Below are 14,750 nucleotides of genomic sequence, written 5' to 3' on the forward strand. Positions count from 1 at the left end.
CACTTTTTCTTTATTCTTTAAATTATTCCAGAGTTGTATTTCAGTTTCTGTTCCTCTGCTGCCAAAAGAACAGTTGATGAATTTTTTCCCAACTCTATCAATAGCAATCCAGATCCAGCAATATTTTTTTTGTTACCGATGTAAGTGTGCATCTCATCCAGTTCAACAATAGTGATCTCATTTTCGCTTTTTAGATCCTTTAAGTCCTAACCAAATTTCGTTATCCATTTTTGGACAGAAACATGACTTGCCCCCAAAACTCTTCCTATTGAGCGAAACCCTAATCCTTCAAGATAGAGTTGTAAAGCCTGTCTCTTAACAGAAGCAGAGCTAGCAGTTGATTTCATCTCTACAGAATAGTTATATCCACAATCATGGCATTTGTAGCATTGACGTCCACCAATTATATCGTTCCTCTTGAATATAATTTCAAAAACAGGTTAGAATAAAGTGTTGAAATCAAAGTGTTGAAACTAATTTTATTATATATGGTAAAAATGAGATTATTCTAAAATCGAAGTTTATAATATTAGAAGTTCATAAAGTGAGATCTTTATAAAATGAGGAAAAGGGATCAGGCAGAAGAAAGTGCCACAATGGCTTCTGCCAGATCTCCGTTTGAGTTCTTCAGGGCTTTCCTGGCTTCTTCTTCGGAGACGCCGGTCTGCTCCATTACGAGTTTGATGTCTTCGGCAGGGATTTCCAGAGATTTTGGGACTTCCTTTGCATCACCTACAATCTGATATGTTTCCGAACCCTGGACTGTCATTATAGTGACATTTGCGTTCTCAATAATTATGTTAGAGTCCGCAGTCTTTATAATTACCTCTTCAATGTCCTTAAGCTCCTTAACATTAATCCCCATCTGCTTCATCATCTGTTTCATTTTAGCCGGGTTCGCCCCCCGGCCTCCCATTCCTGGAATCATAGATCCCCTTCTCCTTTGTTTTCATTTTTTGTTTGCTTCTTCAGGTTCGGGTATTTTTTCATGCCCTTGCAAGGTTTTGCTTTTATTATCAGTCGAATACCCCGCTAGCTTGTTGCGGGGATGGAAAACTTCCCCGATAACCGTTAGTGATAATATGTAATTTATCAATTCCACTTTCCGGTTGTTAACTTCTACTCAAACTAAAGTTTTTAGGGTTATTTTTTTCTTTAACGAAATTTGGAGCGGTGGCGCGAAAATACCCCGTTGCTTGTGGTGGAGTGCGCCAGCGCAACTTTTATTTAATGGCAGCCACCACAGCTACCGCATCCGCTGCCGGCACCGAGGTTGCGGATAACGAAACCTTTTCCGTTTTCATCTTCAACGAAATCAATGTTGCCTTCAGTGAAGCTTTTCTCAATGTCTTTTGCCATTACCAGCTTAATTCCGTTGCTTTCCATTGTCACATCGTCCTCCTTTACTTCTTCGTCGAGGGCGAGTCCGTACTGGACCCCACTGCAGGCTACTCCAGCAACAAAGATCCTGAGTGCAAGGTCAGATTTCCCTTCCTGTTCCAGCAGTGCTTTTAGCTCTGCAGCAGCTTTCTCTGTTATTTCAATCATTTATATATACCTCTTTTTATTTTTGATAAGTTTAATACACTGAAGACCTTAATCTCCTATAAAAAGCCATCTGTTACAACTTATAGATAACTCCTTAGCGTTATATAATCTTGCATCTAATACATATAACGCTTATGCGAGATGACATCTCTTTTTTCCTGAAAAAGTTTTATCAAAGAAGTCTTCGAAGGGCAAATTGTGGATTCTTTTCCAGAAATCCGCTTTTCTTCCAATATGTAAATATATTTTCTATCTTATATATTTTTCTTCTAATATTTTTAGAAATTTCTCTTAAAGGAATTCGGCATCTTCATCTATAGGTTCTTCAAGCACGCTGGCATTATAAGCATTGATCTCAAGAGAATTCCTTTTACCCTTCACTTCCCACACAGGAATATATACAAGATCCATGTCAAGTTCTATTTCATTGGCTTTTGGGCTGATGCTCTTCTGTTCGTAGATAATTGCCTGCCCTTCCATATTGTTAAAGCGAATCTCGCGTGTATTTTCCTGTATAATTAATTCAAGAAGGACCTTCTCTGCTTGTTTTTTATCTACATTCGGCCTCTTCACCTCATATTGCACTGCCGGAATCCTGGTAGGCGTACCAAGACCTTCTATATCCATATTTTCTTTTGACTTGTTCAGAGCATTAAGATAGCCTTCCCCTTCTCCTGTAATGCTCATAACTTTTGACCTGAATCGTTTTTCTGCCTCAACACTGTAGGAATACTTCCAGAAAGGTACGAATTTCAAAATCGCATCTTTAGGGCTGCTGATATAGGGTTTTGAAATGATAATTGCCTGATCTTTAGATATCTTGGGTTCTACAGATTGTATGTTCAGCATATCATATGGTTCAATTCTGGAAACTTCGCTATTCTCCAGTCTTTTTAGAGGTTTTCTCCCCTCAACCGGCTTTGGCAGGGTTCTGGATTCAAAAGAGATTTTTTCTTTTTCTCTCGACATGTCTTGAAGTGGTACAAGTCTCCCATCAGAGTAAAGCTCCTGTCTGAAGCCATCGTCTTCTCTGTTTTCTTTAGTGGGTTCAGGGGCCGTTTCTACCTGTTTCTGAGATTCCTTTAAAGGTATTTCAGACTCTTTCTGATAAGCACTCGATTTTCTTTCCATATTTGCCAGAACCGCCCTTCCTATCTGAAGAGCTAGCTCATCTCTGTCCCAGATATATATTCCGAGTTCAGCTGCATATTCATTCAGTTTTCCCGAAATTTTCTGGGTCATCACATAGATTCCGGTACAAGCTGCTATCTTTTCGGAAAAATATTTTATTTCTTCATAGCTTGGTTTCAGGGCGCACATGACATAAGCTTGATGTCCATTTTTCTCTACACGGATATCAGACTGGCTGGATATTATGACATTGTATCCGGATGATTTGAAGATGTCAACAAGGATTTCTAAAAGGTCTTGATTCATGATTCTCACTTTCTTATGTCCTGTACAACTAAAATAGTTTATGTTTACAATTGAAATATAATTATTTTTACACTTATTATACTGTATACCTCCTTCTATGTTTAAACCCCTCCTTCCAAACATACAACTATATAAGAAATCAAATCCTAATCAGATATGTATGAGTGGGATCAGGCTTGGAGCAGATTCATTTTCTACTTATGAAGAAGGTATAAAAAAAGAATGGATTATAGGGAATGGGCTCGGAGGATATGCATCTTCTACAGTTATAGGAGCCGGAACAAGGACTTATCACGGACTACTTGTAGCGGCTCCAGAGAATTCCCCAGGGCGGGTTTTGTTACTTTCTTCCCTTGATGAGGAAATCTCTCTCAATAACGAAGTCTACCGACTTGCAACCCATAAGTATCCGGGCACTGTATCTCCTGCGGGCTTCAATTACCTTTCTAAATTCATTCTTGCCCCTTTTCCCCTCTGGGTTTACCAGCCCGGTATTTTTACCGTGAAGAAAAAGGTCTTCATGGTTCATAATAATAATACAACCTGTGTCGTCTATGATATCAGGTCCAGAAAAGAGGGTGCTTCGCTAAGAATTTTTCCTATGGTAAACTCAAGAGATTTCCATTACACTACTCGCTCCGGATACCTTTCCTTTTATCAGGAAGCAGATTCTACAGGATTAAAACTGGAAAGTTCTAATGGTTTTTCTTTCTCGCTTTCGTCCAATCTCCAGTATCATCGTGACCCGAAGTGGTACTACAATTTTGAATTTGATGCTGAAAAGGAACGCGGACTTGCTTTCCAGGAAGACAACTTTAACCCCGGTTATTTCGAAAGCAAACTTAAACTGGGAACCTCTCGTTTTTTTATTGCTGCTTCAACCGAAGATATTTCTTCTCTTACTCTTGAGCAGGTTGAGGAACTCTATACAAGAGAGGTATATCGACAGAATCTTCTTGCTTTTAATTCCAGGCTTACCGAACCTTTTGCCCTTAAGCTTCTCAGGGCAACTGACTCTTTTATTGTGAAGAATCCCTCTACAGGCCAGAATTCGGTGATTGCGGGATATCACTGGTTTGCTGACTGGGGGCGGGATACAATGATTTCTCTGCCTGGTCTTCTTTTAGTTCCCCACCGCTTCGATGAAGCCAGGTCCACTCTCAAGAACTTTGCAAGACACTCTCGAAGAGGCCTGGTCCCTAACGCATTTCCGGCTCTTGGAGGAGATGCAGTATATAATACCGTGGACGCTTCTCTCTGGTTTATTCATGCCCTTGGCCGATATTTTGCATACACAAAAGATTTACTGTTTCTCTCTGACGTTTGGGATACTGTAGAAAGTATCATAGATAATTACCGTAAAGGCACAGACTTTGGAATCGGCATGGACTCTGATTATCTTATTCGGCAGGGTCCTCAACTGACCTGGATGGATGCTAATATAGAAGATAATCCCGTGACTCCAAGAGCAGGTAAAGCCTGTGAAATAAATGCCCTCTGGTATAATGCTCTGAAAAGTGCTTCCATACTTGGGGGTCTCCTTGGCAAAGAAACTTCTTCATATGAAACTCTCGCAGCCGGGGTAGCATCTAAATTTGAAGAAATTTTCTGGAACTCGGAGGCTAACTGCCTCTATGATGTCGTGTCTGAGGATGAGGCGGGAAATCAGATTAAAGATCCGTCTATCCGCCCAAACCAGATTTTTGCAGTGGCTCTTCCTTACACAATGCTTTCTCCTGAGAAAGAAAAGGCTATCGTGGACAGGGTGGAAAAGGATCTGCTCACGTCTTTCGGGCTAAGGACACTTTCAATGGATAATCCCTCTTACAGGGGGCGCTATCAGGGAGGGCCTAAAATAAGGGACCTGGCATACCACAACGGGACCGTCTGGCCCTGGCTCCTTGGACCTTATGTCAAAGCCTACAGGAAAGTACACAACTACTCAAAAGAGAGCCTTGAAGATATGCGTTCCCTCCTCAGAGGCTTTGATATGCATCTTGAAACGGCAGGCATAGGCACCATTTCCGAGGTATTTGATGGTAATTACCCTTACACTCCAGGAGGCTGCATTGCCCAGGCATGGAGTGTTGCAGAGATTTTAAGGGCATATGTTGAGGATGTTCTTGGAATCAAACCGTGAGAGGTTTCAATAAAGTAGTTGCTTACTGAAAAAATAAAAAAGACAGCTGCAACCAGCAGAATCCCATGCTCGTATGCTAAAGTACATGCTGAATTAAGCGTTTCCGTTCCACTATCTGAACCCGAGCTCATTGAAATTATCTGGATCTCGTTTGAATCTATTCCATCATCATGAGTAGCTATTGCCCAGTCGATAGCTGCTATAATGTTACCAGAAGAACCGCTCCCCGTACTATCGAGTATTTTTTGTGCGTATAAATTTGTTTCAGGGGCAACGCCGATAACTCCTATTTTTCTATCCTCCAGGGCAAGGTTTCCCCGAGAGCTTTAACCTTAAAGTCCGGCTCAATGTATGCGATGTTCTTGTTCTTTTTCAGGTTTTCAATTGTCTATTTATATTTTTTTGTAAACTTCTCTTTTTATACTAGTTTGGCAATCTATCTCCCATGATTGACTTTGATACCCTAAAATATGAAAACGGCCTGATCCTTGCTGTAGTTCAGGACCAGATTAGCAGGGAGGTCCTGATGTGTGCCTATATGAACCGGGAAGCCCTTGAAAAGACCGTCGAAACCGGAATTGCCCATTTCTGGAGCCGGAGCAGGAAACAGCTATGGAAGAAAGGTGAAACTTCGGGGCATGTACAAAAAGTGAAGGAAATCAGGATCGACTGTGATATGGATTCCATCCTCCTGCTCGTGGAACAGGTTGGAGGGGCCTGCCATATGGGGTACCGGTCGTGTTTCTATCGAAATCTCAAAGGAGAGGTCGTAGGGGAAAAGGTCTTTGAGCCAGAGGATGTTTACTGAACTCTAAAGTTCTATTCTTTTTTGAGCTTTCTTCATTATTATAATTTTTAGTCTATTATCTCTTTTACTCTTTTGTTTTTTCTTTCCTTTCTTATTTTTTTTTCACTTTTTTTTATTTTTTCCCCTCCTTCTTTATTTCCATCTTCTTCAGGTTTTTTTCAGGTTTTTTAAAACCTGGTTTCTCACCAATCCTGTTTTTTTTACTTCATTCATCTGAAAAAAAGCAGCAGAAGTTTTATTATATACTTTCTGGCTCTATATCCCTTTATATGGCTGATGAGAAGCAGATATCGAGGATCGTTCCGGATACCAGCGTGATAATTGACGGGAGGCTCTCTTCCCGCGTCAGAAGTGGTGAGTTCAGGGGTGTTGAGGTTGTTGTTCCCGAAGCTGTGGTATCGGAGCTTGAAGCCCAGGCAAACAGGGGCAGAGAAATAGGTTTCAAAGGGCTTGAAGAGCTTTTGGAACTTCGGAAGCTATCAGGCAGAGGGGAGATTAATCTTCAGTTCAGTGGGGTTCAGCCCACTTCAGAGGAAATCAGGCTTTCTAAGGAGGGCAGGGTGGATGCCCTTATCCGGCGCACAGCTCTTGAAGTTGGAGGGCTGTTCGTCAGTGAAGATCGTGTACAGTCTCTTATAGCTAAGGCAAAAGGACTTGATGTTGAGTACATTTATCCCAAAGTTCTGGATCCTTCAGAATTCGGCCCCCTTAAAATCGAGCATTTTTTCACTGACGATACGATGTCCGTACACCTCAAAAATGGTGTATCTCCTATGGCCAAGAAGGGACCTGTGGAGAATGTGCGGTATGTACGGATTCGTGATGAACCTGCAACTTCTGCGGAACTTTCCAGCATCTCAAAAGAACTAATTGAAAGGGCGAGGCTGGACCCTGAGTCTTTCATCGAGATGTCTTCAAGTGGGGCGACCGTTCTTCAAATAAGGAACATGCGAATTGCAATTGCTCACCCGCCTTTTTCCGATGACATGGAAATCACGACTGTCAGGCCAACTGTGGTTGTGGATCTTGAGCATTACCGCCTGAGCGATAAATTGAAAGAACGTATTGTAAGCCAGCGTGGGATTCTCATTGCCGGACCTCCTGGTGCCGGGAAGTCCACTTTTGCTGCCGGAGTTGCCAGATATCTGAACGACCACGGGCAGGTGGTCAAAACCATGGAATCCCCAAGAGACCTTCAGGTGCCTCCTGAGATCACACAGTATTCTCCTCTCAATGGCAGGATGGAAGACACTGCAGACCTCTTGCTTCTGGTCAGGCCGGACTACACTATCTATGATGAAGTACGAAAAACCGGGGATTTTCTGATCTTTGCGGATATGCGCCTGGCAGGAGTCGGGATGATCGGAGTAGTTCATGCGACCCGGGCAGTGGATGCCATTCAGCGTCTTATCGGAAGGGTTGAATTGGGTGTGATCCCACAGGTAGTGGATACTGTAATTTTCATCGACAAGGGAAAGGTCACAAAGGTCCTGGTACTAGCCTTTACAGTTAAGGTCCCTCACGGAATGACCGAGCAGGATCTTGCAAGGCCGGTAATTACCATTGCGGATTTCGAAACAGGCAAGGTCGATTATGAGATTTACACATATGGAGAACAAGTTGTGGTCATGCCAATTGGTCCTTCCCGGGAAAGCCGGAAGCCTGCCTGGAAGCTTGCTGAAGAAGAGATAAGGAATGTTATCAGCAGATATGCAACAGGTCCCGTTGAGGTGGAAGTGACTTCAGACGACAGTGCAATCGTAAAGGTCCATGACGAGGATATGAGAAAGGTTATCGGCAAAGGCGGGAACGTCATTGACAGGATCGAAAATATCCTTGGGCTCCACATCGACGTCAGGGAGCTGGAGGCCGATATTTCAAGAGGTGTAAAAGCCCAGAAGCGCGGGGCTGAACGCAAAACCTTTCCGGGAAAGGCCAGAGAAATCGGGCATGAGAAAGGTATTCCTGCATCCCCGGTTCATCCGATAATCGAAAGGACTAAGAAGCACCTTATCCTTGGGGCTCCCGAACTTGCAGGAAAGGACGTGGAGATTTTCATCGAAGACGAATATCTCTTCAGCGCAACTGTTAGCCGGCATGGGGATGTGAAACTCAGGGTGAACTCGGACCTTGCAGTGGGAATTATGGAAGCTCAGGATAGCGGAGATCTTGTTGAGGTCAGACCTATCTGATTTTTCGGAGTCAAGGGGCATATTAACTGATTAATAAGGGGCAACCTGTCCTTTCTTTTTTCAAGTTATACTTCATATATTTTTTTGCTAAATTGTAAAAAAATTTATATACTGTACGGGCGTGATTTCATATTATAAATTTTATGGGGGTTATGGTTCATTTGAGTAAATCATATCACTTAGAGCCCGAAATCAGGGACGATTTGCAGGGAAGAATCGAGGTTTTTGACCAGAGCATCAGAAGTTTTGAAAAGCGGATGAGGGCCATTGAGCGCCGTTTATCTCTTGAAGCACCTCAGACTTTACAGGCTGGAAAAGCTTTTTCAGGCATGTCGCCAGATTCTTTTCAGGAGATAAATTCCGCAAATCTTGCTGCAGGCTCTTCAGTTTCTCCACATGGGCCTTCTGTTTTTCCTGAAGCTCCTTTTCCTCTTCCGGGAAATTCTCTGCTTTCTGACTCTGTTCCGTCGCTCACTGAAGAGAATATTTCAACTTTTGCCTTCAGTGCTGTGCTTCCCTCTTCAGAAGCCTCAAATGTTTCCATGAGTTCTCTGGACATCTCTTCCGAGGTTTCAGGAACCAGCTACAGAGTAAAAGATATAAGTACTCTTTTTTCCAGCCTTTCCGAAAGCCTCCGTTCTCTACAGGCTGCTATATCTGAACTTTCGGATTTTGTGCACAGCAACCTCGTGTCAGATGTTGAAAAACTGAGAAATGAAGTCAGGGAAATTCAAGGTCAGGAAAGCGTATCACAAGAATATATCCGAAAATCTGAATCCCGCATTGAAGCCATTGAAAATAGAGATCGTTTTACTCTGGGCTCTATAAAAATTCCGATAGAAATCTCAGGAATTGCCGGGTCTTCCGTTCTTCTCCTCACAGGGTTTCTTATCTGGTCTGGCCGCTGGGATATAATAAGGTCTCCTTACTTCTCAACCGGGCTTGCAGTAATTATGGCAGGCGCTGTACTTTTAAAATTTTATCTGGTTAACCGGAAGCAAAAATCGTTAACGAACTGATGATTGTGATGTTCAATCAGTAATAATGTAGAAAATTGCAGGAATAAATCGATTGATTTAAACCAGAATACTTTTTTTGTTGCATAGCAGACCTTGGATTTCTTGTAGCTGAGTCTTTATCCTTTTCCAGAGGAACAGAAGTAATTTCACAGCCCATACATGAAAAACTGGTATACCTCTGCGGAGGTTTTATGGCATTCTTTGGGCTGTGGTTCATGATTAATAGGTTCATGATTAATAGTAACAACATTTTGCAATGATTCTTTCAAGAAGCTTTAACTCCTCGTTACCTTTACGAAATACTCCTCGCTAAAATCTCTATATCCCGTTCTCATTACTTTTACTGCAACGTACCCCTCGGATTTCCCGGCAGGCAGCTGGGGATTTAGAATCATTATAATAACATTTCCATCAGGGCTTGTGACGCCTGAATACGCTTTTTTTCTGTCCGGGCTCCAGACAATTACGTTTGCTTCCCCCACCCCCCGATTTTCCCTGTCAAGCACGCTTATCTGCAGGCTGAAGTTGGACTCCTCTCCTCCGGAGGAGAGTGAAAATGTGCTTGTATTTGCTGTTGCATACATGGGCTCTGCAGGGGCTGGAGCAGCTGAAAGGGCTGAAAGAATCGCATAAAACCCGATAAAACCAACGATCGAAAGAACTACAATTCTGATCGGAAGCCCGACAGTTCCTGATTCATTCTTTTTTAAGTTTTCAGGCTGCATATGCGGCTTCTCTCCAGCTCTGTATTATCGAGTTTTGATAATCATAATTGCATCCTTTCTCTCATAGTCATAGAAGCCGTCTGCCATGATTTTCAGGTCCATAGTCCCTTCATTCTGGTTCGGGTCAAGTCGGACCAGCGCATTTTCTGGCGTTGTCAACACTGCGATTCCGTTAATGTCCGTTGTGCTTGAGGCTGCCCCGCCGAGTCCGCTGAGGACAACATTTGCATCTCGCACAGGGTTTCCGTCTTTATCTGTTACATTTATTTCCGCGGAAACGGCAAATGAGTTCTGTGCGGTAGTAGCATCTACTATTATCGAGTTCCCGGGTTGAATATTTCCTGCTCCTGATGTCTCTTTGACAATTACTGACATTTCCTTTGTAGGAGTCGGTATTATAGAGATAAGTGTTGCAAGAGCCACCATCCCGACAACGAGCATAACAACGATATTTATTGGTAATTCCATTGCTTTTTCATCATTTCTGAGTAATTGAAGTCCCTTCATGTTTTCCCCCGTTTACACTCCGTAAATTTTTGTCATAATTATACAACATTCTATGAATATTCAACCATTCTATTTATGTCTTTGTCATATTTTTTCTGATGTGGTTTCTTATTATCAAATATGTGGTTATTAATTCAAGAAATCTATACCCTTATATAGTCCTTTTTACCATACTCTTCTTACTATAGTATAACCAGCCTTACTAATTGCTAAGAAGGGGAAACAGGTTTTTGACTCAAGAATGTTCTGATGAAACAGATGAATCGGACCATAGACGTAGTTTTTTGTGTCTTTTCGGACTGCATGACTGGAAACGAAAAAGCGGAGCGCTCTGCTGTATGCCAACAGTACGCGAAAAACGTTACGAATGTGTACGCTGTGGCAAGTACAAGGTGATTTTTGAGCAGGAGAAAAGACCCTGCAATTTTTCTGCAGACCGATACTGACCTGAAATTTTTATATTATATTGTATTATTCAGGTTTATTTTTCTTCATTTTTTTCTTCGTTTTTTTCTTCGTTTTTTTCTTCGTTTTTTTCTTCGTTTTTTTCTTCGTTTTTTTCTTCGTTTTTTTCTTCGTTTTTTTCTTCGTTTTTTTCTTCGTTTTTTTCTTCGTTTTTTTCTTCGTTTTTTTCTTCGTTTTTTTCTTCGTTTTTTTCTTCGTTTTTTCTTTTCTAATTTCTATATTTTTTTCCCACGTTTTACAAAATCTTTGTTCGTAAGCTTAATCTATCTTAACTTTGTTTGTTAGGACTATGAAAAGAATCGTAATTATCGATTACGGGCTTGGAAATCTAAGAAGTGTTCAAAAAGGGCTTGAACACGTTGGAGCAAGTTCCGCAATCTCCGGAAATCCGGAGGAGATCCTGGCGGCAGATGGTGTTATTCTTCCTGGAGTTGGTGCTTTTATAGATGCGATGAAATGTCTGTTTCCTCTCAAAGAGGTTATCGCGGAATTTGCAGACTCTGGAAAACCAATGCTTGGGATCTGTCTTGGACAGCAGGTTATGATGAGCTCTTCTGAAGAAGGCAGGCTGACCGATGGGCTGAACCTCATTCAGGGAAGGGTGCTTCGCTTTCCAAAGTCTGAACTGAAAGTGCCCCACATGGGCTGGAACAACATCAGGATTATACAGGATCACCCTCTGTTTAAAGGCATTCCTGACGGTTCTTTCGTATACTTCGTACACTCTTATTATGTGGACACAGCTGTGGAAAACACCCTTGTGTCATGTGAATACGGGCTGGATTTTTCAGCTTCTGTCGTAAACTCAAAAGGAAATGTTATGGGCACCCAGTTCCACCCTGAGAAAAGTGGAGCCACAGGGCTTAAGATTCTGAAAAACTTCGTTGAAATGTGTTGATATATGTTGAAATCATGTATCTGATAGGACACTTCGGTTTTGCAGCTAAACCTTTATTTCTCGTTTTTTCGGCGGTTAAGTTTTAATTCCGAGGTATTTTATATTATGACTTAATCCAGAGATTAATGCTTGAATTCCAAAATTATCTGCCCTGCACCTTTCAAAGCAGTGACAGATGTCTGCAAGAGGATGGTTACAATGGATATAGAAGGCTATGCAAAACGGGCTCTCAGGAAGGACCCTTCAACTGAAGCCGGACTTGAGGAACAGCTTGCTTCAAGAATTCTTGAAATCAAGAACATAAACCCCGAAAGGGCTCATGAGATTGCAGCTGCAGTTATTTGTGAAGCAAAAGCAACTCTTCACATGGAAGGGGACGTATTAAGCTCCACTCTCTCAGGAGTTTCCATGGGCGAGTTCGGGGTAGGTTCGAGGGGAACAGGGGACTTTTACGTTCATTCCAAACTGGGGGAGGTTATAGGTAGTACAGGTGCAGTAGTTGACAGCTCCCAGCTTGACGACTCCGGGGTTGTAAGAATAGGTGATGAATACCTTGTGGTTACGATTGACGGGATCCACTCCCGCCTGAGTGATTTTCCCTTCCTTTCGGGTTTTCATGTAGCAAGAGCAGCCCTGCGTGATGTTTATGCAATGGGGTCCCGCCCTCTTGCCATGCTTTCGGATATCCATATTGCAGACGATGGAGATGTGGCAAAAATATTCGACCACATTGCAGGAATCACTGCAGTTTCCGACCTTACCGGAATTCCCCTTGTTACCGGAAGCACTCTCCGGATAGGAGGGGACATGGTAATAGGCGACCGAATGACCGGCGGCGTCGGCGCTGTTGGTGTTACGTCTTCCCTTACCTCACGCAACCAGACAAAAGCAGGAGATCTTATCCTTATGACTGAAGGTGCAGGTGGAGGCACGATTTCTACAACTGCACTTTATTACGGGATGCACGACGTTGTGGAAGAAACCATTAACATCCGTTTTCTTGAAGCCTGTGAAGCTCTCCTGCAGTCCGGGTTGTACAAAAAGGTCCATGCCATGACCGATGTCACCAATGGTGGAATACGTGGGGATGCACGGGAAATCTCAAAGACTGCAAAAGTAAAAATGGTCTTTGAAGAAGAAAAAATGAGAGCCCTTGTTAATCCAAAGGTGCTTTCCATGCTTGAGCTCCTTAAAATCGATTACCTCGGAGTATCTCTTGATGCCCTGCTGGTTATTGTCCCCCCAGAATATGCAGGGGAGATTCTTGAAACCGTCCGGGCTGCAGGTGTCGTGATTGACATCATAGGGCGTGTGGAAGAAGGAAACGGAGCTGAAGTTATCGTCAATGGAGAAACCCGGGACTTTTCACCCAGGTTCAGAGAGTCTGCATATACTCCTGTCAAAAAAGTTCACGGGGAAGAGAACCCGCGAGATTTCGAGGAGATGAGAAATGCAATTGACAGGGCAGCAGAAGAAGCTATCAATAAAAAGCAGAGAGTCCTTGAAAAAATAAGGGACAAAAAGAAAAGGTGAACTCTGGAATAGAAATCAATAAAAAGAAATGGGAATAGAAATCAATAAAAAGAAATCGGGGAACTAAACCTGATAAAATGAAACGGTTAAGCTTAACGGTTAAGCTTAATAGTGGCTGAAAGACAAAAAGGAAAAGTAGAGAAGGAAGGAAAGAAAGAAGGAAGGATTAAATTTTTCTTTTTACCAGAAGCACTTCCATCTCTTTTCCTATAATTTCAACTTCTTCTTCAGTTCCTATTTCTTCTTCGGACCTGGCTTTCCAGTATTCTCCTTTATAGCGGACATAACCTTGGCTTTTCGGTCCTATAGGGTCTATTGTCCGGGCAGTATCTCCAACAATGGCTCCAATAACGGGCTTTTTCGCCCTTGTTTCGGCGATTTTATAAATTGCAAAGACAAGGAAAAGCCCGAAAACAATCGTGGGAGTAACAACTGTGAGTGTCAGCAGTCTTCTGAATTCCGGAGTGTAAATGTTTTCCCCTCCAAGAGGTACAAGGAAGATGCTCCCTATTACCAGGCTGATAAACCCGGCAAGCCCGAAAACCCCAAATCCTGGGGAATTAAGTTCAAGGATAAGAAGCCCTATTCCGACAATGATAAGGAAAAATGCTGCTATATTAATGTCGAAACCTGTGCCTATCAGCCCTAGCACAATTGCAATAATGCCAAAAATTTCTGCTCCGGCCCCAGGGTTTGAAATCCCGAAGATGATCCCATAAAGCCCTATTGTCAGGAGAAGGGAGGAAAGGACCGGGTTTGAAATGAGGGTCAGGAAGAAAATGGGAAAGGGAGGTTCGTAGGTCTCTATTCCTGCATTTGCGGTTTGCAGTTTTCTACCTTTTACAACCTGCCCGTCAATCTGATCCAGCAGGTTCGAAACGGAAGGAGCTCTATATTCGATTACTCCTTCTTCCAGAGCTTCTTCGTCGTTCAGGTTTCGGTTTTTGGTAATTACTTCTTCTGCAAAAGTCTCATTTCGCCCGTGTTTTCTTGCCGTCTCAGTTGAGAATTTAACGAGGGCATTTATAATTTTCTCATCCTCTATAGGTTTTGTCCCTTCTGCAGATATCTGCACCGGCTGAGCTGATCCTATCACTGTAAAGGGAGCCATTGCGGCAATATCAGTTCCCATGAGGATGAGGGTTCCCGCAGACCAGGCTTTCCCGCTTTCAGGCACATACCCGATCACAGGAACGGTTGTGTTCTCAATTGCCTTTATGATTATTTGAGTCTCTTCCAGCCCTCCACCGGGGGTATCCAGGGTAATTAAGAGAGCCTCAAAGTTCCCGATCTCAGCTCTTTCTATTGCGCCAGCTATCAAATTGTCGGAAGCCGGGGTAATAGCTCCGGTTATTTCAAGGACAAGCACCTTCTCATCTGGCCCTGCACTTGCAGGAAGCGTAAAGGCAGCTATGAGGATGAAGCACAGGATAAAAATAGAAAGGAAATGGGATGCCCTTTCCATATGCATGTTTATC

Annotated in this window: 14 protein-coding genes and 1 pseudogene; 7 read left to right on the forward strand and 8 right to left on the reverse strand. The window is 42.7% G+C overall.

Annotation, left to right across the window (positions count from 1 at the left end; translation table 11 throughout):
* Positions 1-6: 6 nt before the first annotated feature.
* From MSWHS_RS19515 to MSWHS_RS13490, 4 genes and pseudogenes are all read right to left on the reverse strand, one after another.
* Positions 7-428 (reverse strand): annotated as a pseudogene (locus tag MSWHS_RS19515) (IS1 family transposase); the annotation flags it as partial.
* A gap of 146 nt (positions 429-574) precedes the next feature.
* Complete coding sequence (locus tag MSWHS_RS13480) at positions 575-928, reverse strand: nascent polypeptide-associated complex protein (RefSeq protein ID WP_048129373.1); 354 nt, start codon at positions 926-928, stop codon at positions 575-577.
* A gap of 299 nt (positions 929-1,227) precedes the next feature.
* The gene (locus tag MSWHS_RS13485) at positions 1,228-1,548 is read right to left on the reverse strand and encodes an iron-sulfur cluster assembly accessory protein (protein ID WP_048129370.1); all 321 of its coding nucleotides are present in this window, start codon (positions 1,546-1,548) and stop codon (positions 1,228-1,230) included.
* A gap of 291 nt (positions 1,549-1,839) precedes the next feature.
* The gene (locus tag MSWHS_RS13490; protein ID WP_048159180.1) at positions 1,840-2,985 is read right to left on the reverse strand and encodes a hypothetical protein; all 1,146 of its coding nucleotides are present in this window, start codon (positions 2,983-2,985) and stop codon (positions 1,840-1,842) included.
* Positions 2,986-3,145: 160 nt separating this feature from the next.
* Here MSWHS_RS13490 and MSWHS_RS13495 point away from each other — a divergent pair, with 160 nt between their 5' ends.
* Complete coding sequence (locus tag MSWHS_RS13495) at positions 3,146-5,125, forward strand: amylo-alpha-1,6-glucosidase (protein ID WP_048129366.1); 1,980 nt, start codon at positions 3,146-3,148, stop codon at positions 5,123-5,125.
* Here MSWHS_RS13495 and MSWHS_RS22420 read toward each other — a convergent pair.
* Positions 5,035-5,430, reverse strand: coding sequence for a S8 family serine peptidase (locus tag MSWHS_RS22420; protein WP_156151268.1), 396 nt, complete (start codon positions 5,428-5,430; stop codon positions 5,035-5,037). The two genes, MSWHS_RS13495 and MSWHS_RS22420, sit on opposite strands and share 91 nt — an antisense overlap.
* Before the next feature lie 140 nt (positions 5,431-5,570).
* On the opposite strand from MSWHS_RS22420, the gene hisI reads away from it, so the two are divergent.
* From hisI to MSWHS_RS13510, 3 genes are all read left to right on the forward strand, one after another.
* A complete protein-coding gene (gene hisI / locus MSWHS_RS13500; RefSeq protein ID WP_048129363.1) occupies positions 5,571-5,933 on the forward strand; it encodes a phosphoribosyl-AMP cyclohydrolase in 363 nt (120 codons plus the stop codon).
* 269 nt (positions 5,934-6,202) lie between these two features.
* Positions 6,203-8,125, forward strand: a complete 1,923-nt coding sequence (locus MSWHS_RS13505) for a PINc/VapC family ATPase (RefSeq protein WP_048129361.1) — start codon at positions 6,203-6,205, stop codon at positions 8,123-8,125.
* Positions 8,126-8,277: 152 nt separating this feature from the next.
* Positions 8,278-9,144, forward strand: coding sequence for a hypothetical protein (locus MSWHS_RS13510; RefSeq protein WP_231585446.1), 867 nt, complete (start codon positions 8,278-8,280; stop codon positions 9,142-9,144).
* A gap of 275 nt (positions 9,145-9,419) precedes the next feature.
* Here MSWHS_RS13510 and MSWHS_RS13515 read toward each other — a convergent pair whose 3' ends face one another.
* Both MSWHS_RS13515 and MSWHS_RS13520 read right to left on the reverse strand, forming a co-directional pair.
* Positions 9,420-9,869, reverse strand: a complete 450-nt coding sequence (locus tag MSWHS_RS13515; protein WP_048159182.1) for a hypothetical protein — start codon at positions 9,867-9,869, stop codon at positions 9,420-9,422.
* Positions 9,870-9,893: 24 nt separating this feature from the next.
* Positions 9,894-10,376 carry an Ig-like domain-containing protein gene (locus MSWHS_RS13520; protein WP_048129356.1) on the reverse strand — a complete coding sequence of 161 codons (483 nt, stop codon included), beginning with the start codon at positions 10,374-10,376 and terminating at the stop codon, positions 9,894-9,896.
* A gap of 230 nt (positions 10,377-10,606) precedes the next feature.
* On the opposite strand from MSWHS_RS13520, the gene MSWHS_RS19525 reads away from it, so the two are divergent.
* The 3 genes from MSWHS_RS19525 to MSWHS_RS13530 all read left to right on the forward strand — a co-directional run bounded on the left by MSWHS_RS19525 (position 10,607) and on the right by MSWHS_RS13530 (position 13,272).
* Positions 10,607-10,822, forward strand: a complete 216-nt coding sequence (locus tag MSWHS_RS19525) for a hypothetical protein (RefSeq protein ID WP_082088157.1) — start codon at positions 10,607-10,609, stop codon at positions 10,820-10,822.
* Between the two features lie 308 nt (positions 10,823-11,130).
* Positions 11,131-11,739 carry an imidazole glycerol phosphate synthase subunit HisH gene (gene hisH, locus MSWHS_RS13525; RefSeq protein ID WP_048129354.1) on the forward strand — a complete coding sequence of 203 codons (609 nt, stop codon included), beginning with the start codon at positions 11,131-11,133 and terminating at the stop codon, positions 11,737-11,739.
* Between the two features lie 198 nt (positions 11,740-11,937).
* On the forward strand, positions 11,938-13,272 hold the full coding sequence (locus tag MSWHS_RS13530) for an AIR synthase-related protein (protein WP_048130581.1): 1,335 nt from the start codon (positions 11,938-11,940) through the stop codon (positions 13,270-13,272).
* A 166-nt stretch (positions 13,273-13,438) separates the two neighbouring features.
* On the opposite strand, the gene MSWHS_RS13535 is transcribed toward MSWHS_RS13530, so the two are convergent.
* Positions 13,439-14,743 carry a nodulation protein NfeD gene (locus MSWHS_RS13535; protein ID WP_048130580.1) on the reverse strand — a complete coding sequence of 435 codons (1,305 nt, stop codon included), beginning with the start codon at positions 14,741-14,743 and terminating at the stop codon, positions 13,439-13,441.
* Positions 14,744-14,750 lie beyond the last annotated feature (7 nt).

It is taken from the genome of Methanosarcina sp. WWM596, from assembly GCF_000969965.1.
In the GTDB taxonomy this organism is placed as follows: domain Archaea; phylum Halobacteriota; class Methanosarcinia; order Methanosarcinales; family Methanosarcinaceae; genus Methanosarcina.